Source organism: Streptomyces sp. 8N114, assembly GCF_052245835.1.
GTDB lineage: Bacteria > Actinomycetota > Actinomycetes > Streptomycetales > Streptomycetaceae > Streptomyces.
Window position 1 is genome coordinate 629481 of the sequence record NZ_JBQQBT010000001.1, and the last position, 15438, is coordinate 644918.

16 protein-coding genes are annotated in these 15438 nt (G+C 71.6%); 7 read left to right on the top strand and 9 right to left on the bottom strand.

Annotation, left to right across the window (positions count from 1 at the left end; translation table 11 throughout):
- Positions 1-197 precede the first annotated feature (197 nt).
- The 7 genes from ACTWQF_RS02800 to ACTWQF_RS02830 all read left to right on the top strand — a co-directional run bounded on the left by ACTWQF_RS02800 (position 198) and on the right by ACTWQF_RS02830 (position 7390).
- Complete coding sequence (locus ACTWQF_RS02800) at positions 198-791, top strand: Uma2 family endonuclease (RefSeq protein ID WP_443276682.1); 594 nt, start codon at positions 198-200, stop codon at positions 789-791.
- A gap of 126 nt (positions 792-917) precedes the next feature.
- Positions 918-1205: a hypothetical protein gene (locus ACTWQF_RS02805; RefSeq protein WP_443276684.1), complete on the top strand. Its 288-nt coding sequence runs from the start codon at positions 918-920 to the stop codon at positions 1203-1205.
- Positions 1206-1287: 82 nt separating this feature from the next.
- A complete protein-coding gene (locus ACTWQF_RS02810) occupies positions 1288-2139 on the top strand; it encodes a hypothetical protein (RefSeq protein WP_443276686.1) in 852 nt (283 codons plus the stop codon).
- A 16-nt stretch (positions 2140-2155) separates the two neighbouring features.
- The gene (locus tag ACTWQF_RS02815) at positions 2156-4213 is read left to right on the top strand and encodes a fumarate reductase/succinate dehydrogenase flavoprotein subunit (RefSeq protein WP_443276688.1); all 2058 of its coding nucleotides are present in this window, start codon (positions 2156-2158) and stop codon (positions 4211-4213) included.
- Between the two features lie 53 nt (positions 4214-4266).
- On the top strand, positions 4267-5070 hold the full coding sequence (locus tag ACTWQF_RS02820) for a succinate dehydrogenase/fumarate reductase iron-sulfur subunit (protein WP_443277548.1): 804 nt from the start codon (positions 4267-4269) through the stop codon (positions 5068-5070).
- A 177-nt stretch (positions 5071-5247) separates the two neighbouring features.
- Entirely contained in the window at positions 5248-6690 is a 1443-nt protein-coding gene (locus ACTWQF_RS02825) for a sensor histidine kinase (RefSeq protein WP_443276690.1), read from the top strand.
- Positions 6691-6703: 13 nt separating this feature from the next.
- Complete coding sequence (locus ACTWQF_RS02830) at positions 6704-7390, top strand: response regulator (protein ID WP_443276692.1); 687 nt, start codon at positions 6704-6706, stop codon at positions 7388-7390.
- On the opposite strand, the gene ACTWQF_RS02835 is transcribed toward ACTWQF_RS02830, so the two are convergent.
- The 9 genes from ACTWQF_RS02835 to ACTWQF_RS02875 form a co-directional block, all read right to left on the bottom strand.
- Entirely contained in the window at positions 7387-8223 is an 837-nt protein-coding gene (locus tag ACTWQF_RS02835; protein ID WP_443276694.1) for a phosphatase PAP2 family protein, read from the bottom strand. The genes ACTWQF_RS02830 and ACTWQF_RS02835 overlap by 4 nt on opposite strands.
- A gap of 105 nt (positions 8224-8328) precedes the next feature.
- A complete protein-coding gene (locus tag ACTWQF_RS02840; protein WP_443276696.1) occupies positions 8329-9216 on the bottom strand; it encodes an ABC transporter permease in 888 nt (295 codons plus the stop codon).
- On the bottom strand, positions 9213-10190 hold the full coding sequence (locus ACTWQF_RS02845) for an ATP-binding cassette domain-containing protein (RefSeq protein WP_443276698.1): 978 nt from the start codon (positions 10188-10190) through the stop codon (positions 9213-9215). Before ACTWQF_RS02845 ends, ACTWQF_RS02840 begins: the two co-directional genes overlap by 4 nt.
- The gene (locus ACTWQF_RS02850) at positions 10177-10737 is read right to left on the bottom strand and encodes a lasso peptide biosynthesis B2 protein (RefSeq protein ID WP_443276700.1); all 561 of its coding nucleotides are present in this window, start codon (positions 10735-10737) and stop codon (positions 10177-10179) included. The genes ACTWQF_RS02845 and ACTWQF_RS02850 overlap by 14 nt, the downstream gene beginning before the upstream one ends.
- Positions 10734-10994: a lasso peptide biosynthesis PqqD family chaperone gene (locus tag ACTWQF_RS02855; RefSeq protein WP_443276702.1), complete on the bottom strand. Its 261-nt coding sequence runs from the start codon at positions 10992-10994 to the stop codon at positions 10734-10736. Before ACTWQF_RS02855 ends, ACTWQF_RS02850 begins: the two co-directional genes overlap by 4 nt.
- Positions 10991-12931: an asparagine synthase-related protein gene (locus ACTWQF_RS02860; protein WP_443276704.1), complete on the bottom strand. Its 1941-nt coding sequence runs from the start codon at positions 12929-12931 to the stop codon at positions 10991-10993. The genes ACTWQF_RS02855 and ACTWQF_RS02860 overlap by 4 nt, the downstream gene beginning before the upstream one ends.
- A gap of 278 nt (positions 12932-13209) precedes the next feature.
- Positions 13210-13335, bottom strand: a complete 126-nt coding sequence (locus ACTWQF_RS02865) for a lasso RiPP family leader peptide-containing protein (RefSeq protein ID WP_209238150.1) — start codon at positions 13333-13335, stop codon at positions 13210-13212.
- A 189-nt stretch (positions 13336-13524) separates the two neighbouring features.
- Positions 13525-14391: an ABC transporter permease gene (locus tag ACTWQF_RS02870; RefSeq protein WP_443276706.1), complete on the bottom strand. Its 867-nt coding sequence runs from the start codon at positions 14389-14391 to the stop codon at positions 13525-13527.
- Positions 14378-15322, bottom strand: a complete 945-nt coding sequence (locus ACTWQF_RS02875; protein WP_443276708.1) for an ATP-binding cassette domain-containing protein — start codon at positions 15320-15322, stop codon at positions 14378-14380. The genes ACTWQF_RS02870 and ACTWQF_RS02875 overlap by 14 nt, the downstream gene beginning before the upstream one ends.
- Positions 15323-15438 lie beyond the last annotated feature (116 nt).

Genomic DNA, 15438 nt, shown 5'->3' on the forward strand with positions numbered 1-15438 from the left:
TTTCGCCCCACTGAAAGCGAGCCCACGCCTGAGACCGGGAAGACACGACGTACGGAGCACATATGCCACTCGTGCGGAGCAGCCCGCCGTGGGCTGCGGGGGCGCGCCCCTTGCCGTTGCGCACCCGCGCCACTCGTACGGGCCAACCAGCGCGGAAACCCCGCACATGACTTCGGGCGGGGCCACAGGATGCCCCCATGGATCGAAAGCTGGACACGGATCCCCTCGACTTGCTCAACGCAATCGATGACGCCTGCGGCGGGATGCTGTCCCAATACTTCGAGGGGCTGATCCTCCTGCCGCCCAACCCGGACTATCTGCACAGCGATGCGGCGCTCGATCTCGTCATCCAGCTGAGAGAAGCCGGTTTCCGCCATACGGGGCTACGCGTCGGCTTCCGTGCCGCCCACGGGGCCGGCACCCGAAGCCTTGTGGCCCCGGACTTCTTCGTGCTCCACCGCCGCCCCAACAAAGCCGACGAGGAATACCGCAAGGTGCACCACAGGTGGTATTCGGCCGACCTGCTGGCCTTGGTTGGCGAGGTCGCCTCCAGCAATCACGAGGTGTATTCCGGGCCCAAGTACCGGGCCTATGCCGCTGCCGGGGTCCCTGTCTACGTGCTGATCCACCGCAAGGAAGGCAGGGCGTACGCCTTCTCCGACCCGATTTCGCACGAGGGCGACGACGGCGAGGCGCGGTACAAGACAACGTCCGAGGTCAAGCTCGGGGACCCACTCCCCCTCCCCGCCCCCTACCCCGCCCTCGACACCTCCGCGCTGATCCGGGACTGAGCCGCCCGCGGGGTCACGTACGGGCGGAAAGGCGTGTCGCACCCTTCACAAGCGGGAGTGTGACGCGCAACACTCGCCACGCGCATCGACCACGCCAGCCGCCACCACCGCGGAGGTGGGCAAGCCATGTCTCTGCACGATGAACTGACAGCCGCTCAGCGCTGTCTGGACGATCTCGCACGCTGCGTCAGCCGACTCGAGGGTCACATCGGCACCGGCCTGGAGATCCGCCGGGTACGCAGCGACGCCGAGCATCTGAAGGAGTCGCTCTCCCTGCTGAGAGCAACCGCCCCGCGGCCGAGGACCGAGCCGCACGCCGAGATGGTGACCATCCCCGACCAGCCCTACGACCCGGGCTTGTGGACGGATGTCGACGACGAGGGGCTCGGAGCGCGCGACCGGCACGCACCGTGACTCGTTGGACAACGAGTCGTTGAAGGCAGGCCCTGGCTGCCCGGGCCTGCCCTGACCCCAGCCGTCTCATCCGGAGAAACCGTTGGCCACTGGCACCGAACCCCAACAGAGCACGGGGCCCCGACCCCCCGCGGGCCCCCAGCCCACCGGCGTGCACACCAGCACGCGCGCCGCCATCGCCGAACCACACCTGCGCAAGGACCGCTGGTGGCTCGCGCCCGCCGCGACAGCGCTCGGGCTGCTGGCATTCGTCGTCTACTCGACCTGGCGTGCGTTCGCGAACACGGACTACTACCACGCGCCGTACGTCTCGCCGTTCTACTCGCCCTGTCTGGCGGACAACTGCGCGACGATGAAGGACGGGCCCAACTGGGGCCTGTTCGGCGAGTGGTGGGGGCTGTCGCCCGCGCTGCTCATCCTGATCTTCCCGCTGGGCTTCCGGCTCACCTGCTACTACTACCGCAAGGCGTACTACCGCGGTTTCTGGGCCTCTCCGCCGGCCTGCGCAGTGGCCGAGCCGCACAAGAAGTACACCGGCGAGACCCGCTTCCCGCTGGTCCTGCAGAACATCCACCGCTACTTCTTCTACGCGGCGATGCTGGTCGCGGTAATCCTCACCTGGGACACCGTGCTCGGCTTCCGGGACGAGAAGTACGAGTGGGGCCATATGGGCCTGGGCACGCTGGTATTCCTCGCCAACATCGTGCTGATCTGGGCGTACACCCTCTCCTGCCACTCCTGCCGGCACATCGTCGGCGGCAGGCTGCGGCACTTCTCCAAGCACCCGGTGCGCTACCGGCTGTGGGGCTGGGTCGGAAAGCTCAACGAGCGGCACATGCTGCTCGCCTGGGCCTCGTTGCTCAGCGTGGCGCTGGCTGACTTCTACGTCTACCTGCTCGCCACTGGCACCATCACCGACCCGCAGCTCTTCTGAGAGGGACAACAGCGACATGGCACACGTCGAACGTCAGCAATGGGACGTCGTCATCGTCGGCGCGGGCGGCGCCGGACTGCGGGCCGCGATCGAGGCACGGGAGCAGGGCCTGCGTACCGCGGTGATCTGCAAGTCCCTCTTCGGCAAGGCCCACACGGTGATGGCCGAGGGCGGTATCGCCGCCAGCATGGGCAACGTCAACGAGGGCGACAACTGGCAGGTGCACTTCCGCGACACCATGCGCGGCGGCAAGTTCCTCAACCAGTGGCGGATGGCCGAGCTCCACGCCCGCGAGGCACCCGACCGGGTATGGGAGCTGGAGACCTGGGGCGCGCTGTTCGACCGGACACCGGACGGCCGGATCTCGCAGCGCAACTTCGGGGGCCACGAGTATCCGCGGCTCGCACACGTCGGCGACCGTACCGGCCTGGAGCTGATCCGTACGCTCCAGCAGAAGGTCGTCTCGCTCCAGCAGGAGGACTACAAGGAGAGCGGTGACTACGAGGCCCGTATCAAGGTCTTCCAGGAGTGCACCGTCACCCAGGTGTTGAAGGAGCCGAGCCCCAAGAACGGGGAGCCGGACCGGGTTTCCGGTGTCTTCTGCTATGAGCGGGAGAGCGGCCGGTTCTTCGTCATCGAGGCACCGGCGGTGGTGCTGGCGACCGGCGGCATCGGCAAGTCGTTCAAGGTGACCTCCAACTCCTGGGAGTACACCGGGGACGGGCACGCGCTGGCGCTGCTGGCCGGGGCCTCGCTGATCAATATGGAGTTCGTGCAGTTCCACCCCACGGGGATGGTCTGGCCGCCGTCGGTGAAGGGCATCCTGGTCACCGAGTCGGTGCGGGGTGACGGCGGTGTGCTGCGCAACTCCGAGGGCAAGCGGTTCATGTTCGACTACATCCCGGACGTCTTCAAGGACAAGTACGCCGAGTCCGAGCAGGAGGCCGACGGCTGGTACGAGGACCCCGACAAGCACCGCCGCCCGCCCGAGCTGCTGCCCCGCGACGAGGTGGCGCGCGCCATCAACGCCGAGGTCAAGGCGGGGCGCGGCTCTCCGCACGGCGGCGTCTTCCTGGACGTCTCCACCCGGATGCCCGCCGAGACGATCAAACGGCGGCTCCCGTCCATGCACCACCAGTTCCGCGAGCTGGCTGACGTCGACATCACCGCGGAGCCCATGGAGGTCGGACCCACCTGCCACTACGTGATGGGCGGCGTGGACGTCGACTCGGAGACCGCTGCGGCCCAGGGCGTGCCGGGGCTGTTCGCTGCGGGCGAGGTCGCCGGCGGTATGCACGGCTCCAACCGGCTGGGCGGCAACTCCCTCTCCGACCTGCTGGTCTTCGGCCGCCGGGCAGGGCTGTACGCCGCGGAGTACGCACGCGGCTGTGCCCAGGCGCACCCGCGGGTGGAGGACGAGCAGATCGACGCGGCGGCGGCCGAGGCGCTGCGCCCCTTCGGCGTCGGACCGGCGCCGGCGGACGAGGAGCCAGCCGAGGGGCCGGAGGAGCCGGCCGAGGGGCCGGAGGAGCCGGCCGAGGGGCCGGAGGAGCCGGCCGAGAATCCGTACGCGGTGCACCAGGACCTCCAGCGGGCCATGAACGACCTGGTGGGCATCATCCGCCGCGAGGAGGAGATGTCCGAGGCGCTGGAGCGCCTCGCCGAGCTGCGTGAACGCACCCGCCGCGCGAAGGTGGAGGGGCACCGGCAGTTCAACCCCGGCTGGCACCTCGCCATCGACCTGCGCAACATGCTGCTGGTCAGCGAGTGTGTGGCCCGCGCCGCGCTGAACCGTACGGAGTCGCGCGGCGGGCACACCCGCGACGACTACCCCGAGATGGACCGCGAGTGGCGCCGCGCCAACCTCGTCTGCACGCTCGCGTCCGCCTCCCCGGAACCGGCGGTTCCGGCGGCCGAGGCAGGCGCGACCGGCGCCGAGGCCGAGGCGGGCCGCGCCGGGCGGATCGCGCTGCGGCGCCGCGAGATGCCGCCGATCCGCAAGGACCTCCTTGAGCTGTTCGAGAAGGAGGAGTTGATCAAGTACCTGACCGACGAGGAGCTGACGAGCGAGTGACTACGGAAGCGCATCACGGCGCGGGCCCCGGAACCGAGGGCATCGGCGGCGCGGTGAGCGGCGGCGCCCCGGACACGACGCGGCCGGAGACGAGCTACGACGCGCACTTCAAGGTCTGGCGCGGCGATGTGGACGGCGGCGGCCTGGAGGACTTCACGGTCGAGGTGAACGAGGGCGAGGTCGTCCTCGACATCATCCACCGCCTCCAGGCGACCCAGGCCCCCGACCTCGCGGTCCGCTGGAACTGCAAGGCGGGCAAGTGCGGTTCCTGCAGCGCGGAGATCAACGGGCGGCCCCGGCTGCTGTGCATGACCCGGATGTCGGTCTTCGACCGCGCCGAGACCATCACGGTCACCCCGCTGCGAGCCTTCCCGGTGGTCCGGGATCTGGTGACCGACGTCGGCTTCAACTACGACAAGGCACGCCAGGTTCCCGCCTTCGTACCGCCGCAGGACCTCGGGCCCGGCGAGTACCGGATGCAGCAGGAGGACATCGGGCGCTCGCAGGAGTTCCGCAAGTGCATCGAGTGCTTCCTGTGCCAGGACACCTGCCATGTGGTGCGGGACCACGAGGAGAACAAGACGGCCTTCGCCGGGCCACGGTTCCTGATGCGGGTCGCCGAGCTGGACATGCACCCGCTGGACGCCGCCGAGGACGCCGGTCTGGACCGCAGGACCACGGCGCAGGACGACCACGGGCTCGGCTACTGCAACATCACCAAGTGCTGTACGGAGGTCTGCCCGGAGGGCATCAAGATCACGGACAACGCCCTGATCCCGCTCAAGGAACGGGCCGCTGACCGGAAGTACGACCCGCTCGTCTGGCTCGGTAACAAGATCCGCCGCCGGACGACGTGAAAACGGAGCCCTCCGTGAAAGCGGCGCAGGGCACGGAGACGCCGTAAGGACGGGAAACGGTGTAGGGCGCGAAAGCGGCGTAAGGACAGGAAAGCGGCGTAAGGGCCGTCTCGCGGCCGGTGGCCATTCGACTTTCGGCAGTGTCACCGGCCGCCCCGGCCCCTTACCGTCACCCCTGTGACCGACGTACGCAGGGAGATCACCACTCACGCCCTCACCGCGGCCGCGGGGCTGGCGGCGCTCCTCGGAGTGGTCGCCGGGCCGTGGTGGATCGCGGCGGCCGCGGGCTGTGCGTTCCTCGCGGGCCGGCGCCCGGGTGGGGGCCTGATACCCGGACTGTTCCTCGCCGGGGCCCTCGCCGCGAGCATGGCGGCGGCCCTCGCGCACCCGGCCTGGCTGACGGCGGGTACGCGGTTCGTGGCGGTGGCGCTCACCGCCGGGATGCTCTCATGGTGCGCGGGCCGTTTCTGGCGGCAGTACCAGGAGCTGGCCCGCGCAGGCTGGGAGCGGGCCGAACAGCTGGCGCGGGAACGCGAGCTGGTCGCCGACCAGGCGCGGCTGCGCGAACGGTCCCGTATCGCACAGGACATGCACGATGCGCTCGGCCATGAGCTGAGCCTGCTCGCCCTCTCCGCCGGCGCCCTCAAGCTGGCCGACGGCCTGGGCACTGCGCACCGCAAGGCCGCCGAGGACATCAGAAGCCGCGCCGAGACGGCGGTGGACCGGCTCGGCGAAGTCATCGGCGTGCTGCGGGAGACGGCGGAGGGCGCCCCCACCCGCCCGCAGGACACCAGCATCCAGCGCCTGGTCGAGGAGGCGTCGGCCGCCGGACTGTCCGTCACGGCACGGATCGAGGGCGAGCCGGACGACGACGCGCACAGCCCGCCGCTGCATTCGCTGCGGGCCGCACACCGCGTCGTCCAGGAGGCCCTGACGAACGCCGCCAAACACGCATCGGGTGCCGACGTCACGGTCGATGTGGCCTATGAGACGGACGGGATACGGGTGGCGGTGCAGAACGGTCCCGCCGACGCCGTACCGCGCACCGCGGAGGAGGTCCGGCCGCGTGTCGGCGGGCGTGGGCTGATCGGGCTCGACGAGCGGGTCCGGCTGGCAGGCGGCACGTTCGGCTGCGGACCGACGCCGGACGGCGGCTTCACCGTACGGGCCATGCTCCCGCTCACCGGGACACCACAGCCGTCGTCCACCTCGGCCGCCTCGGCCGCGCCGTATGCCGGGCCGGTGGTGGAGCGGCAGCACGCCCGCCGCAGGCTGGGCCGTACGGCACTCACCGCCGTCACCGCCTGCCTGTCCCTGGGGGCCCTGTTGGGCGGGGCGCTGACCTGGTGGGACATGCTGGTGACCGAGCGGGCGGTGCTGTCGGCCGAGGACTTCGGTCGGCTGCGGGCCGGGCAGCAGCGGGCGCGGATCGCCCCGTATCTGCCCGACGAGCAGATCCGGCACCGGCCCGCCGCCGCCCCACCCCCGCCGCAGAGAGCCGGAACCACGTGCGAGTACTACGCGATGACCGCCAACCCCTTCGACGACCGCTCCGGCGACGCGTACCGACTCTGCTTCCGCGCGGGCACGCTGGTCTCCGCCGAGGCGCTGCGCGCATGAGGGGCTTCGAGCGATGACCGCACCGACGATCCGCGTACTGATCGCCGACGACGAGCCCATGGTGCGTACGGGCGTCCGCACCATCCTGAGCACTGATCCCGCCATCGAGGTCGTCGCCGAGGCGGGGGACGGACACGAGGCCGTCGAACTGGCGCGCCGGCACCGGCCCGATGTGGCCGTGCTCGACATCCGGATGCCCAAGGCCGACGGCATCGAGACGCTGGCCACGCTGGGCCGGACCGTACCGGGCACCCGCGCGGTGATCCTGACGACCTTCGGCGAGGACGACTACATCCTCCAGGCGCTGAGCGGCGGCGCCGCCGGTTTCCTGGTCAAGGCCGGAGAGCCGGAGGAACTGCTGGTGGGCGTACGGGCTGTGGCCGACGGAGCCGCCTATCTCTCCCCGAAGGTGGCGGCCCGAGTCATCGCCCATCTCGCGGCGACCGACGCCGGTTCGACGGCCGGACGCCGCACCTCCGCCCGCGCCCGGGTGGACGCGCTGACGGTCCGCGAGCGGGAGGTCCTCTCCCATCTGGGCGCCGGGCTGTCCAACGCGCAGATCGCGCGGCGCCTGCGGGTGGTGGAGGGCACGGTGAAGGCCCATGTCAGCGCCGTCCTGGCAGGCTTGGGCGTGGACAACCGTGCGGCGGCGGCCGTGGTGGCCCACGAAGCGGGGTTGGTGCCGCCCCGCGCGGTTTAGGGCTTGCCCGGCGGGTCTTGCTCCGGCCCTCCCGCTGTTCCGGCAAGGGGGTGCCCCTGTGCGAAGCGCGCGGACTGCGGGTGGGTCGTGGCTGGTGGGGGCACCTCCCGGCCGGAGGCTGGGGGAGCAGTTCCCCGCGCCCCTTCGGGGCGCGGCCCACATGTCGGGTACGCAAGGACCGCCGCGCCCGCGCACGCGGCACCCAGCAGGGCGCCCGCCAGCACATCGTGCGGGTAGTGCACTCCCACCAGCACCCGCAGCAGCGCCGCGGCGCCGGCCAGTGGCAACGTGACGGCCGCGAGGCGGGGCAGCGTGAGGGCAAGTCCCACGGCCAGCGCGGCGGCCAGCGTGGCGTGGTTGCTCGGGAACGACCAGTCGCCAGGCGGCGGACACTCCGCCACGGGGTCGATCCCGGCCAGCGCCCGGCACGGCCGTTCCTCGTCCACCACCAGCTTCAGCGCCTCGCTCACCGCGTAGGCCACGACGGTGCCGACGCCCGTCAGCGCCGCTCCCACCAGCCGTGGGTCCTTCGCCCGTCCGCCGCGCCAGCCACGCCATCCCACCCAGAGCAGCAGCAGGCCGAGGGCGACCAGGGTGCCCTCCGTGGCCAGTTCGAAGAGCCCGCCCAGCCAGCCGGGGCCGTCCTCGGCTGCCTCGCTCAGCTCCCGGTAGAGGGACGCCGAGGTCCCGTCCGTGATGCGTACAGGGGCTTCCCTGCCGAGCCCGCCCGGCCAGACCGCCAGGACTCCCGCACCGCCGGCCAACAGCACCGCCACCGCACCGAGCGGCCCGCGCGCAGCCGACCGCCGTCGTATTCCTCGTTCCGTGGACATGGCACGGAAGTTACGGGCCCCGCGACCACGGGCCCCGGCCCGAAAGTCGGCCCGGGGGTTGGTCGTTCGTCAGGGTTGACGGGTTGACGTACTGCCGCCCGTGGTTCACCCGCGGCGGGCGAAGCGCCGGGCAGCCGCGTAGAGCGTCAGGGCGGCCAGCGCGGTGATGAAGCAGACCTCCAGGGCGACCGGCGGGGTCCAGCCCGCTATCTGCGGCGAGCCCGCGTAGCCACCCATGTCGAGTTCGCCGGGCAGGGTGCGGCGCACCGCATCGACGGCGTAGGTCAGAGGGTTGAGGTGGACGACGATGCCCAGCCAGCGGGGCAGCCCGCTGGGCGAGAACATCGCGCCGGACAGGAACATCAGCGGCATCAGGGCCAGGCCCATCAGGACCTGGAAGGTCTGGATGCGCTGGATCGTGACGGCTGCCAGCATGCCGCCCGCGGTGAACAGCAGGGCAATGACAGCGACTTCGAGCAGGGCGACCAGCAGCAGCGGGTGGTAGGCGATGCCGACGGTGCCGGAGATGGCGAGCACCAGCCCGCCGTAGACGGCCCCGCAGGTGGCGCCGCCCAGCGACAGGCCCAGCAGCAGGCTGACCCGGTGCACCGGCGCGACCATCGCCTGACGCAGCATGCCGCTCTGCCGGTCCATCACCACGGACAGGCCGACGGCCAGCGCGGGCGCCTGCGTCGCCATCACCAGGACGCCGGGGAAGAGGAAGCTGCGGAACTGCGCGAAGGCGTCCCCTGCCGTGGTGCCCATCGACTCCAGCCCGGTGCCCATGACCAGCAGGAACATCACGGGCGTCACCAGCCCCATGACGATCTGCACCTTGGTGCGCAGCAGCCGCACCATCTCGCGGTGCCACAGCACCCGGACCGCCCGCAGCTCGCGGGCGAGACGCGCGCGCCCTGCCCCTGCCTCCCCTGCCGTCGGCAGCCCCGGCGGTACGGCCCCGGTCCCCTGCGGTACTGCCTGTACGGCGCTCATCGCCGCCTCCCCACGTCGTCGACGGTCAGCGGACCGCTGCGTTCGGCACGGATGGTGCGCCCGGTGTGGTGCAGGAACACATCGTCGAGCGAGGGTGGCGTCACGGTCGCCGACAGCACCGGAATGCCCGCCTCCGCACAGAACTTCGGTACGAACGCCGCACCGTCCGCGACGCTCAGCCGCACCCCGTCCAGGCCGGACGACGCCTCGATACCGAAGCGCTCCCGTACGACGCGTACCGCCTCCACGTCGTCACGGGTACGCAGCAGCACCGTGTCGCTGGCCACCTCCGCCTTCAGCTCGGCGGGGCTGCCCTCCACCTCGACCTGGCCGTTGTCCATGATGGCGAGCCGGTCGCAGTGCTCGGCCTCCTCCAGGTGGTGCGTGGTCAGGAAGAGAGTGATGCCGCGCTCCTCCCGCAGCCGGTGCAGGTGCTCCCAGATGACAGAGCGGGTCTGCGGGTCCAGGCCGGTGGTCGGCTCGTCCAGGAAGAGCACCTGCGGGGCCGTCAGCAGCCCCCTCGCGATCTCCAGCCGGCGCCGCATGCCGCCGGAGAACTCCCGCACCGGGCGGCCTCGGCACTCGGTCAGACCCACCAGGTCGAGCATCGCCGCCACCGTACGGCGGCCCTCCCGCCAGGGGATGCCGAACAGCTCCGCGTGGAAGCGCAGCGCCTCCTGCGCCGTCAGGTCCAGATCGAGCGTCGTCTCCTGGAAGACGAGCCCGAGGCGTTCGCGTACCGCGTGCGGCTCGGCCACCACATCGTGCCCGGCGACGAAGGCCCGCCCCACTGTGGGGCGCAGCAAGGTGCACAGCATGCTGATCGTCGTCGTCTTGCCCGCACCGTTCGGCCCGAGGAAGCCGAACGTCACCCCGCGGGGCACGGCCAGGTCGAGCCCGACCACCGCGGGGATGTCGCCATAGGTCTTGCCCAGGTCCTCGGTCCGGACCGCCAACTCGTCAGCCGTGGCCATGGCGTGCTCCCTCCTCCGTGCGGGGTGGGTTCTCGGTGCGGACCGGCTGCTCGGTGCGGAACGGCTGCTCCGCGGGGGCGGGCTTCTCCGCGGGGAGCGGCCTTCCCGCGCGGAGCGGCTTCCTCTCGCGGGCCGGCCGGGCGCGTACGGCGATCACCGTGCGGAAGGCGCCGATCGCCTGGCCTTCCCCGACCGGTTCGCCGTCCGCCTCGATCCAGGCGTGCGCCCCGAACGGCCTGGTACGGAACCCCGAGCACCAGTCCGGCCACTCGCCGTGCAGGCGGCACAACAGCGCTGCGGCAACGGTGCGTTGCAGACAGCCGAGCCCGGCGCAGCGCACGCTCACGGAGATGGCGGCCTGCCGTGCGTACAGTGCGCGGTCCCGTCCGGCCGGCCGGGCGCCGCGGCTGAGCACCGTCAGGACCCGGCGCAGCCGGCCGGGCTTCAACTTCACCAGCAGCCGTGCAGCGCCGACCGCCAGTCGCGCCTCCAGCTGCCGGTGCGGTGCCAGCCGCACCGCGCGCTCCCCCACTCCTGGCAGGCTCATCGCGCCACCAGCAGTCCGGCGGTCTTGAGCGCGTCGACCAGTCCGCGCACATCCGCGGTGGCCCGCTCCAGGAACTGAGGGCTGGCGGCGCTCAGCTGCTCGGCCGCCTGCTGTGGTGTGCTGCCCTCCAGGAGCATCCGCAGCGCGGTGGCACCCGAGCCGTTCAGCCGCCAGAAGCGGCCGTCCTTCTCGTTGAGCAGCACCACTCCGGATTCGGTCTCGGTCAGGATGACCTCGCGAGGCAGGGCGAGCGTCATGATGCCTCCTTCAGCGGAGTCGTCGGCAGTGGTGAGGTGTGCGGCAACTTGAGTTGGCTGTTCGGCAACTTGGGGCGGGCGTGCGGCAGCTCGGGGCGGGTGTGCGGGGATCGCAGCCACGCCTCGACGGCGACGGTGTTCTCCAAGTGCGCTGCGTAGCGGCCCTCGTCGGACGGGCTGAGCAGCGCCGTACGCAGTACGTCGGCGTCCGCGAGGCCCCGCGCGGCCAGCCGCAGCCCGGCACACATCGCGACTGCCGCCTCTTTCCCGCGCGCCAGGCCCTCGTACAGCTCGGCGCTGAACTCGCCCTTGTCGGTGCGGTCGAGGATGTCCTGCGGGACGATGCCGCGCATGGCCGCCGTCAGCAGCGGCTTGAAGCGACCGGAGGGCATCCGCTCGGAGAGCCGTACGGACAGCGCCGCCTCGATCACCTGGTCGTCGAGGAACGGCGCTTCCCAGGCGATGCCGTATCGCGCCATGGCCCGCGCGGTCTGCCGGATGGTGGTGCCCTCGAAGGCCAGGTACTCCAGCACTTGGTGCCCGAACCGGTCGCCGTCCAGCGGCGGCGTGCCCGCACGGGCGTCGGCCAGCAGCGCCCCGCGCACCAGATCGACGGCCTCGGGCGTGCTCCATGCGGGCATCCGCAGCTCCCCCGTCCAGCCGAAGCCGACCTGCCAGCGCTGCGGCGGCGGACTGGTCAGCTGCCCGGCGAGGTCGCGCAGCGCTTCAGGAAAGCCCGAGCGGTCGGCGAGCCCGCGCACTGTCGCCGACAGCGGCCAGCGGTTGAGCAGCTGTCGGCGGCGGATCTGCGGGAGGGCGGCGCGGGGCTCGGTACGGAGCATGGCCCACAGGCCGTTGGGCAGCGGGCCGAACAGTTCATCGCCGCCGAGCCCCATCAGATGCAGCCGGGAGCCGGCCTCGGCCGCCGTACGGGACAGCGCCCGCAGATGAGGGCCGCCCCAGCGCCAGTTGAGCGGGCCCTCGCCGCCGTCGGGTTCGTCCGTGCCGCCGTCCACCGCGTCGGCAACGAGGCCGAAGTGCCGCGCTGAGTGGTCATGTCCCAGATCGGTGTGCTGCACGGTGGGGCCGAAGTGCGCGGCGGCCAGCCGGGCCCAGCGGTGGTCGGGGTTACGCGGGTCGAGCGGAACCGCGTGGTAGGTGCGGGTGGGCGCTGCCACAGCGTCCGCGACGAAGCACAGCGAGGTGGAATCCAGCCCACCCGACAGATCCGCGCTGAGCATCCCCGCCGACTCCGCCCGTACCCGCACGCCCTCACGGAGAGCCTCCCGCAGCGCTGCCGCGGCCTGCGGCAGCGGGGCCTCCGGCGCGGGCCGGTGCCACCAGCGCCGCTCACGCGCGGTGCCGTCCGGCGCGAGCTCCAGCCAGTGCCCCGGAGTGACCGCCTCGATCCCGCGCCACACCGACCGGCGGGACAGCGGCCAGGGCACATACGGCGTCAGCAGCCGGGCTGCCAGTACGGCCTCGTCACACGGCGCCTCGGCGAGGGCGGCGAGCGGCGCGGGACCGCTCGCGGCCACCGTCACGCCCGCGACCCGGACGGTGAAGATCTGCCGCGCGGTCGAGAGCGCCCCCTGCGCCCGCACCCGCCCCTCGAAGCTCGCCACCAGATGGCAGCAGCCCGCCGTCGAGCGGGCCGCGCCGTCGAGCCCGGACAGCGATCCGGCCCGGTCCAGCACGCGCCGCAGCCGGTCGGCCGCGGGCCGGGTGTGACCGAACAACGCCAGCCGACGCGCCCCGCAGGCCACGACCCGGACCGCATCCCCGGCGCCGCTGTCCTTGTCCCCAGCCCTGTCCCACCAGCCGAGCAGCCAGGGCCGACCGGAGTCGTGCGGGATCACGGTGGCCGCGCCGAGCGCCGGAGTACGGGCAACGAGATCCTCTGCGGCCGGATGGTCGGGAAGAATGAGAAAGTCCATGTCCAGCACGTCTCCTGATTGCGTGGCGACAGGCGGGCGGCATCTGTGTGCGGCCCTCGTCCCGCCTCGATGCCTACGAGACGGCTTGGCCTGGCGGCCGGAAAGGGCAGGGCGGGGGCAGGGGCAGGGCAGGGCAAGGCCAGGCCAGGAATGGCAGAGCAACAGCCAGGGGGCCATTGCGACGGCGAGGAAGGGCTGTGGCCGGGAAGGTCAGTGGCCGGGAAGGTCGCTTCCCGGCCACTCACTTACGCCGGCTCAGCCGTGCGGCTGTGCGAGCCTCAGATGCACCACAGCGCGCGGCCGCAGCCGAGGAAGTCCGGGCAGTCGCCCGACGGCAGGCACTGCGTCAGTTCCTCGAAGTCGCCGAGCTCGGTCAGCGCCGGGGGCTCGTAGGTGTGCTCCATGGGATCCTCCGTGAGAGTCATCGGTCGGTTGGGCGATGTCGGCCGATGCACCGCCGTAACCCGTGAACACCACCGAAGGTAAATCCCCTTGTGTCCCTGCGACTTGGGACAGTGGTCCCTATTATGTCCCGTTGTTCCGGCTTCCCCCATAACCCGTTGGTCCGGCCCCCTCTGCCCCTGCGGCAGCCTTCAGACCTCCCTGCGCCGGAAGGCGAGCCAGCCGATGAGCAGGGCCAGCGCCGTCCAGCCGACGACGACGAGTATGCCGCCCCAGGGGCCGAGGGACGGGTCTGCGTCGGCGCCCACCTTGAGCGCCTGGATGCCTGCTTTGTCGGGCAGGTAGCGCGCCGCGTCCTTCAGCCCGGGAACGGCCTGGCTGAGCGGCGAGACGGCGAACAGGAAGACATACATCGCCCCCAGCGCGAACGCCGTGGAGCGCACCGCCGTCGCCACTCCGAACGCCAGCAACGCGATCAGCGTCAGATACACCGTGCCCAGCACCATGCCCCGCACCACGCCGGGCTCGTCCATCGAGACGCCGTACTCACCGAGCCCCACCTGGTCGAGGAGCCAGGACAGCACCACCGTGACCGCCGCCAGGGGCAGCGTCACGGCGGTGCACACGGCGGCCTTCGCCAGATACAGCCGCCCACGCCGGGGCACCGCCGCGAGGGAGACCCGGATCATGCCGCTGCCGAACTCGCCGGTGATCAGCAGCACTCCGAAGGCGACGAGCCCCAGCTGCGTGTACCAGACGATGTTGAAGCCGGAATCCAACGCGTTGAAGTCCGGCAGCACCCTGCCGTTGTCGGCCTCCAGCGCCTTGCGGACCGAGATGCCGGAGATCAGCGAGAGGCCGATGCTGACTGCGAAGGTGGCCACCAGCACGGCGAGGGTGGAGCGCAGCGTACGGGCCTTCGTCCACTCGGCGCGGATCGCCCCCAGCATCGCCCTCCCGCGCACGGCCGGGAGCGCGGAGACCCCGGAGGAGCGCGAGGTATCACCCGAGCCGGCGGAGCCCGAGGATGCGGCGGCGGTGGCCTCAGAGGACGCCATGACCGGCACCTCCCCGCAGGCCTGCGCCGCTGCCGGCCGTGAACTGCGTTTCGCGTGCGGTCATCTCCAAGAACGCCTCCTCCAGCGAGGTCGACTCCCCCGCCAGCTCGTCGAATCCGATGTCATGGGCGCGGGCCAGCTTCGCCACGTCGCGGCTCTCCAGCCCCGTCACCCGCAAGGTGCCGTGCGGCTCGGGCTCTGCCTCGGCACCGGCTTCCCGCAGCAGCCCGCGCAGCCGCTCGGGCTCATGGCTGCGGATACGGACCACGCTGCGGCAGTGCTCGGCGGTGAAGTCGGCCAGGCTGGTGTCGGCCAGCAGCCGGCCACGCCCGATGATGACCAGATGGTCGGCGGTGACGGCCATCTCGTTCATCAGGTGGCTGGAAAGCAGCACCGTGTACCCGGCGGCGGCCCGCTCCTTGAGCAGGTTGCGGAGCCAGTGCACGCCCTCCGGGTCGAGCCCGTTGACCGGCTCGTCCAGCAGCAGCACGTCCGGGTCACCCAACAGCGCGGCGGCGATGCCCAGCCGTTGGGCCATACCGAGCGAGAAGCCGCCCGAGCTGCGTCCCGCCACGTCGGAGAGGCCGACCATGTCGAGCACCTCACGCACGCGGGACTGCGGGATGCGATGGGTACGGGCCAGCCACAGCAGGTGGTGGTAGGCGCTGCGGGTGCGCTGGGTGGACTTGGCCTCCAGCAAGCCCCCGACGCGCAGCAGCGGATCGGTCAGCTCCCGGTAGGGCTTGCCGAACAGCAGGGCCTGGCCCGCGTCCGGCTCGCCCAGACCGAGCAGCAGCCGCAGCGTGGTCGACTTGCCCGCGCCGTTGGGACCGAGGAAGCCGGTGACTCTTCCCGGCCGCACCACGAAGCTCAGGTCGTCGACGGCCCGCGTGGGGCCGTAGGACTTGGTCAAATGCTGGACTTCAATCACGCATCGAGCATGGCTCCGCGCCCGGCCCGCACACATCGGACCGGGCTCCGAAGTTTCCGCCGGGACCGGGGGTGGACGGGACCGGGTTCGCACAGCTCGCTTCCTACCGTGGTCTG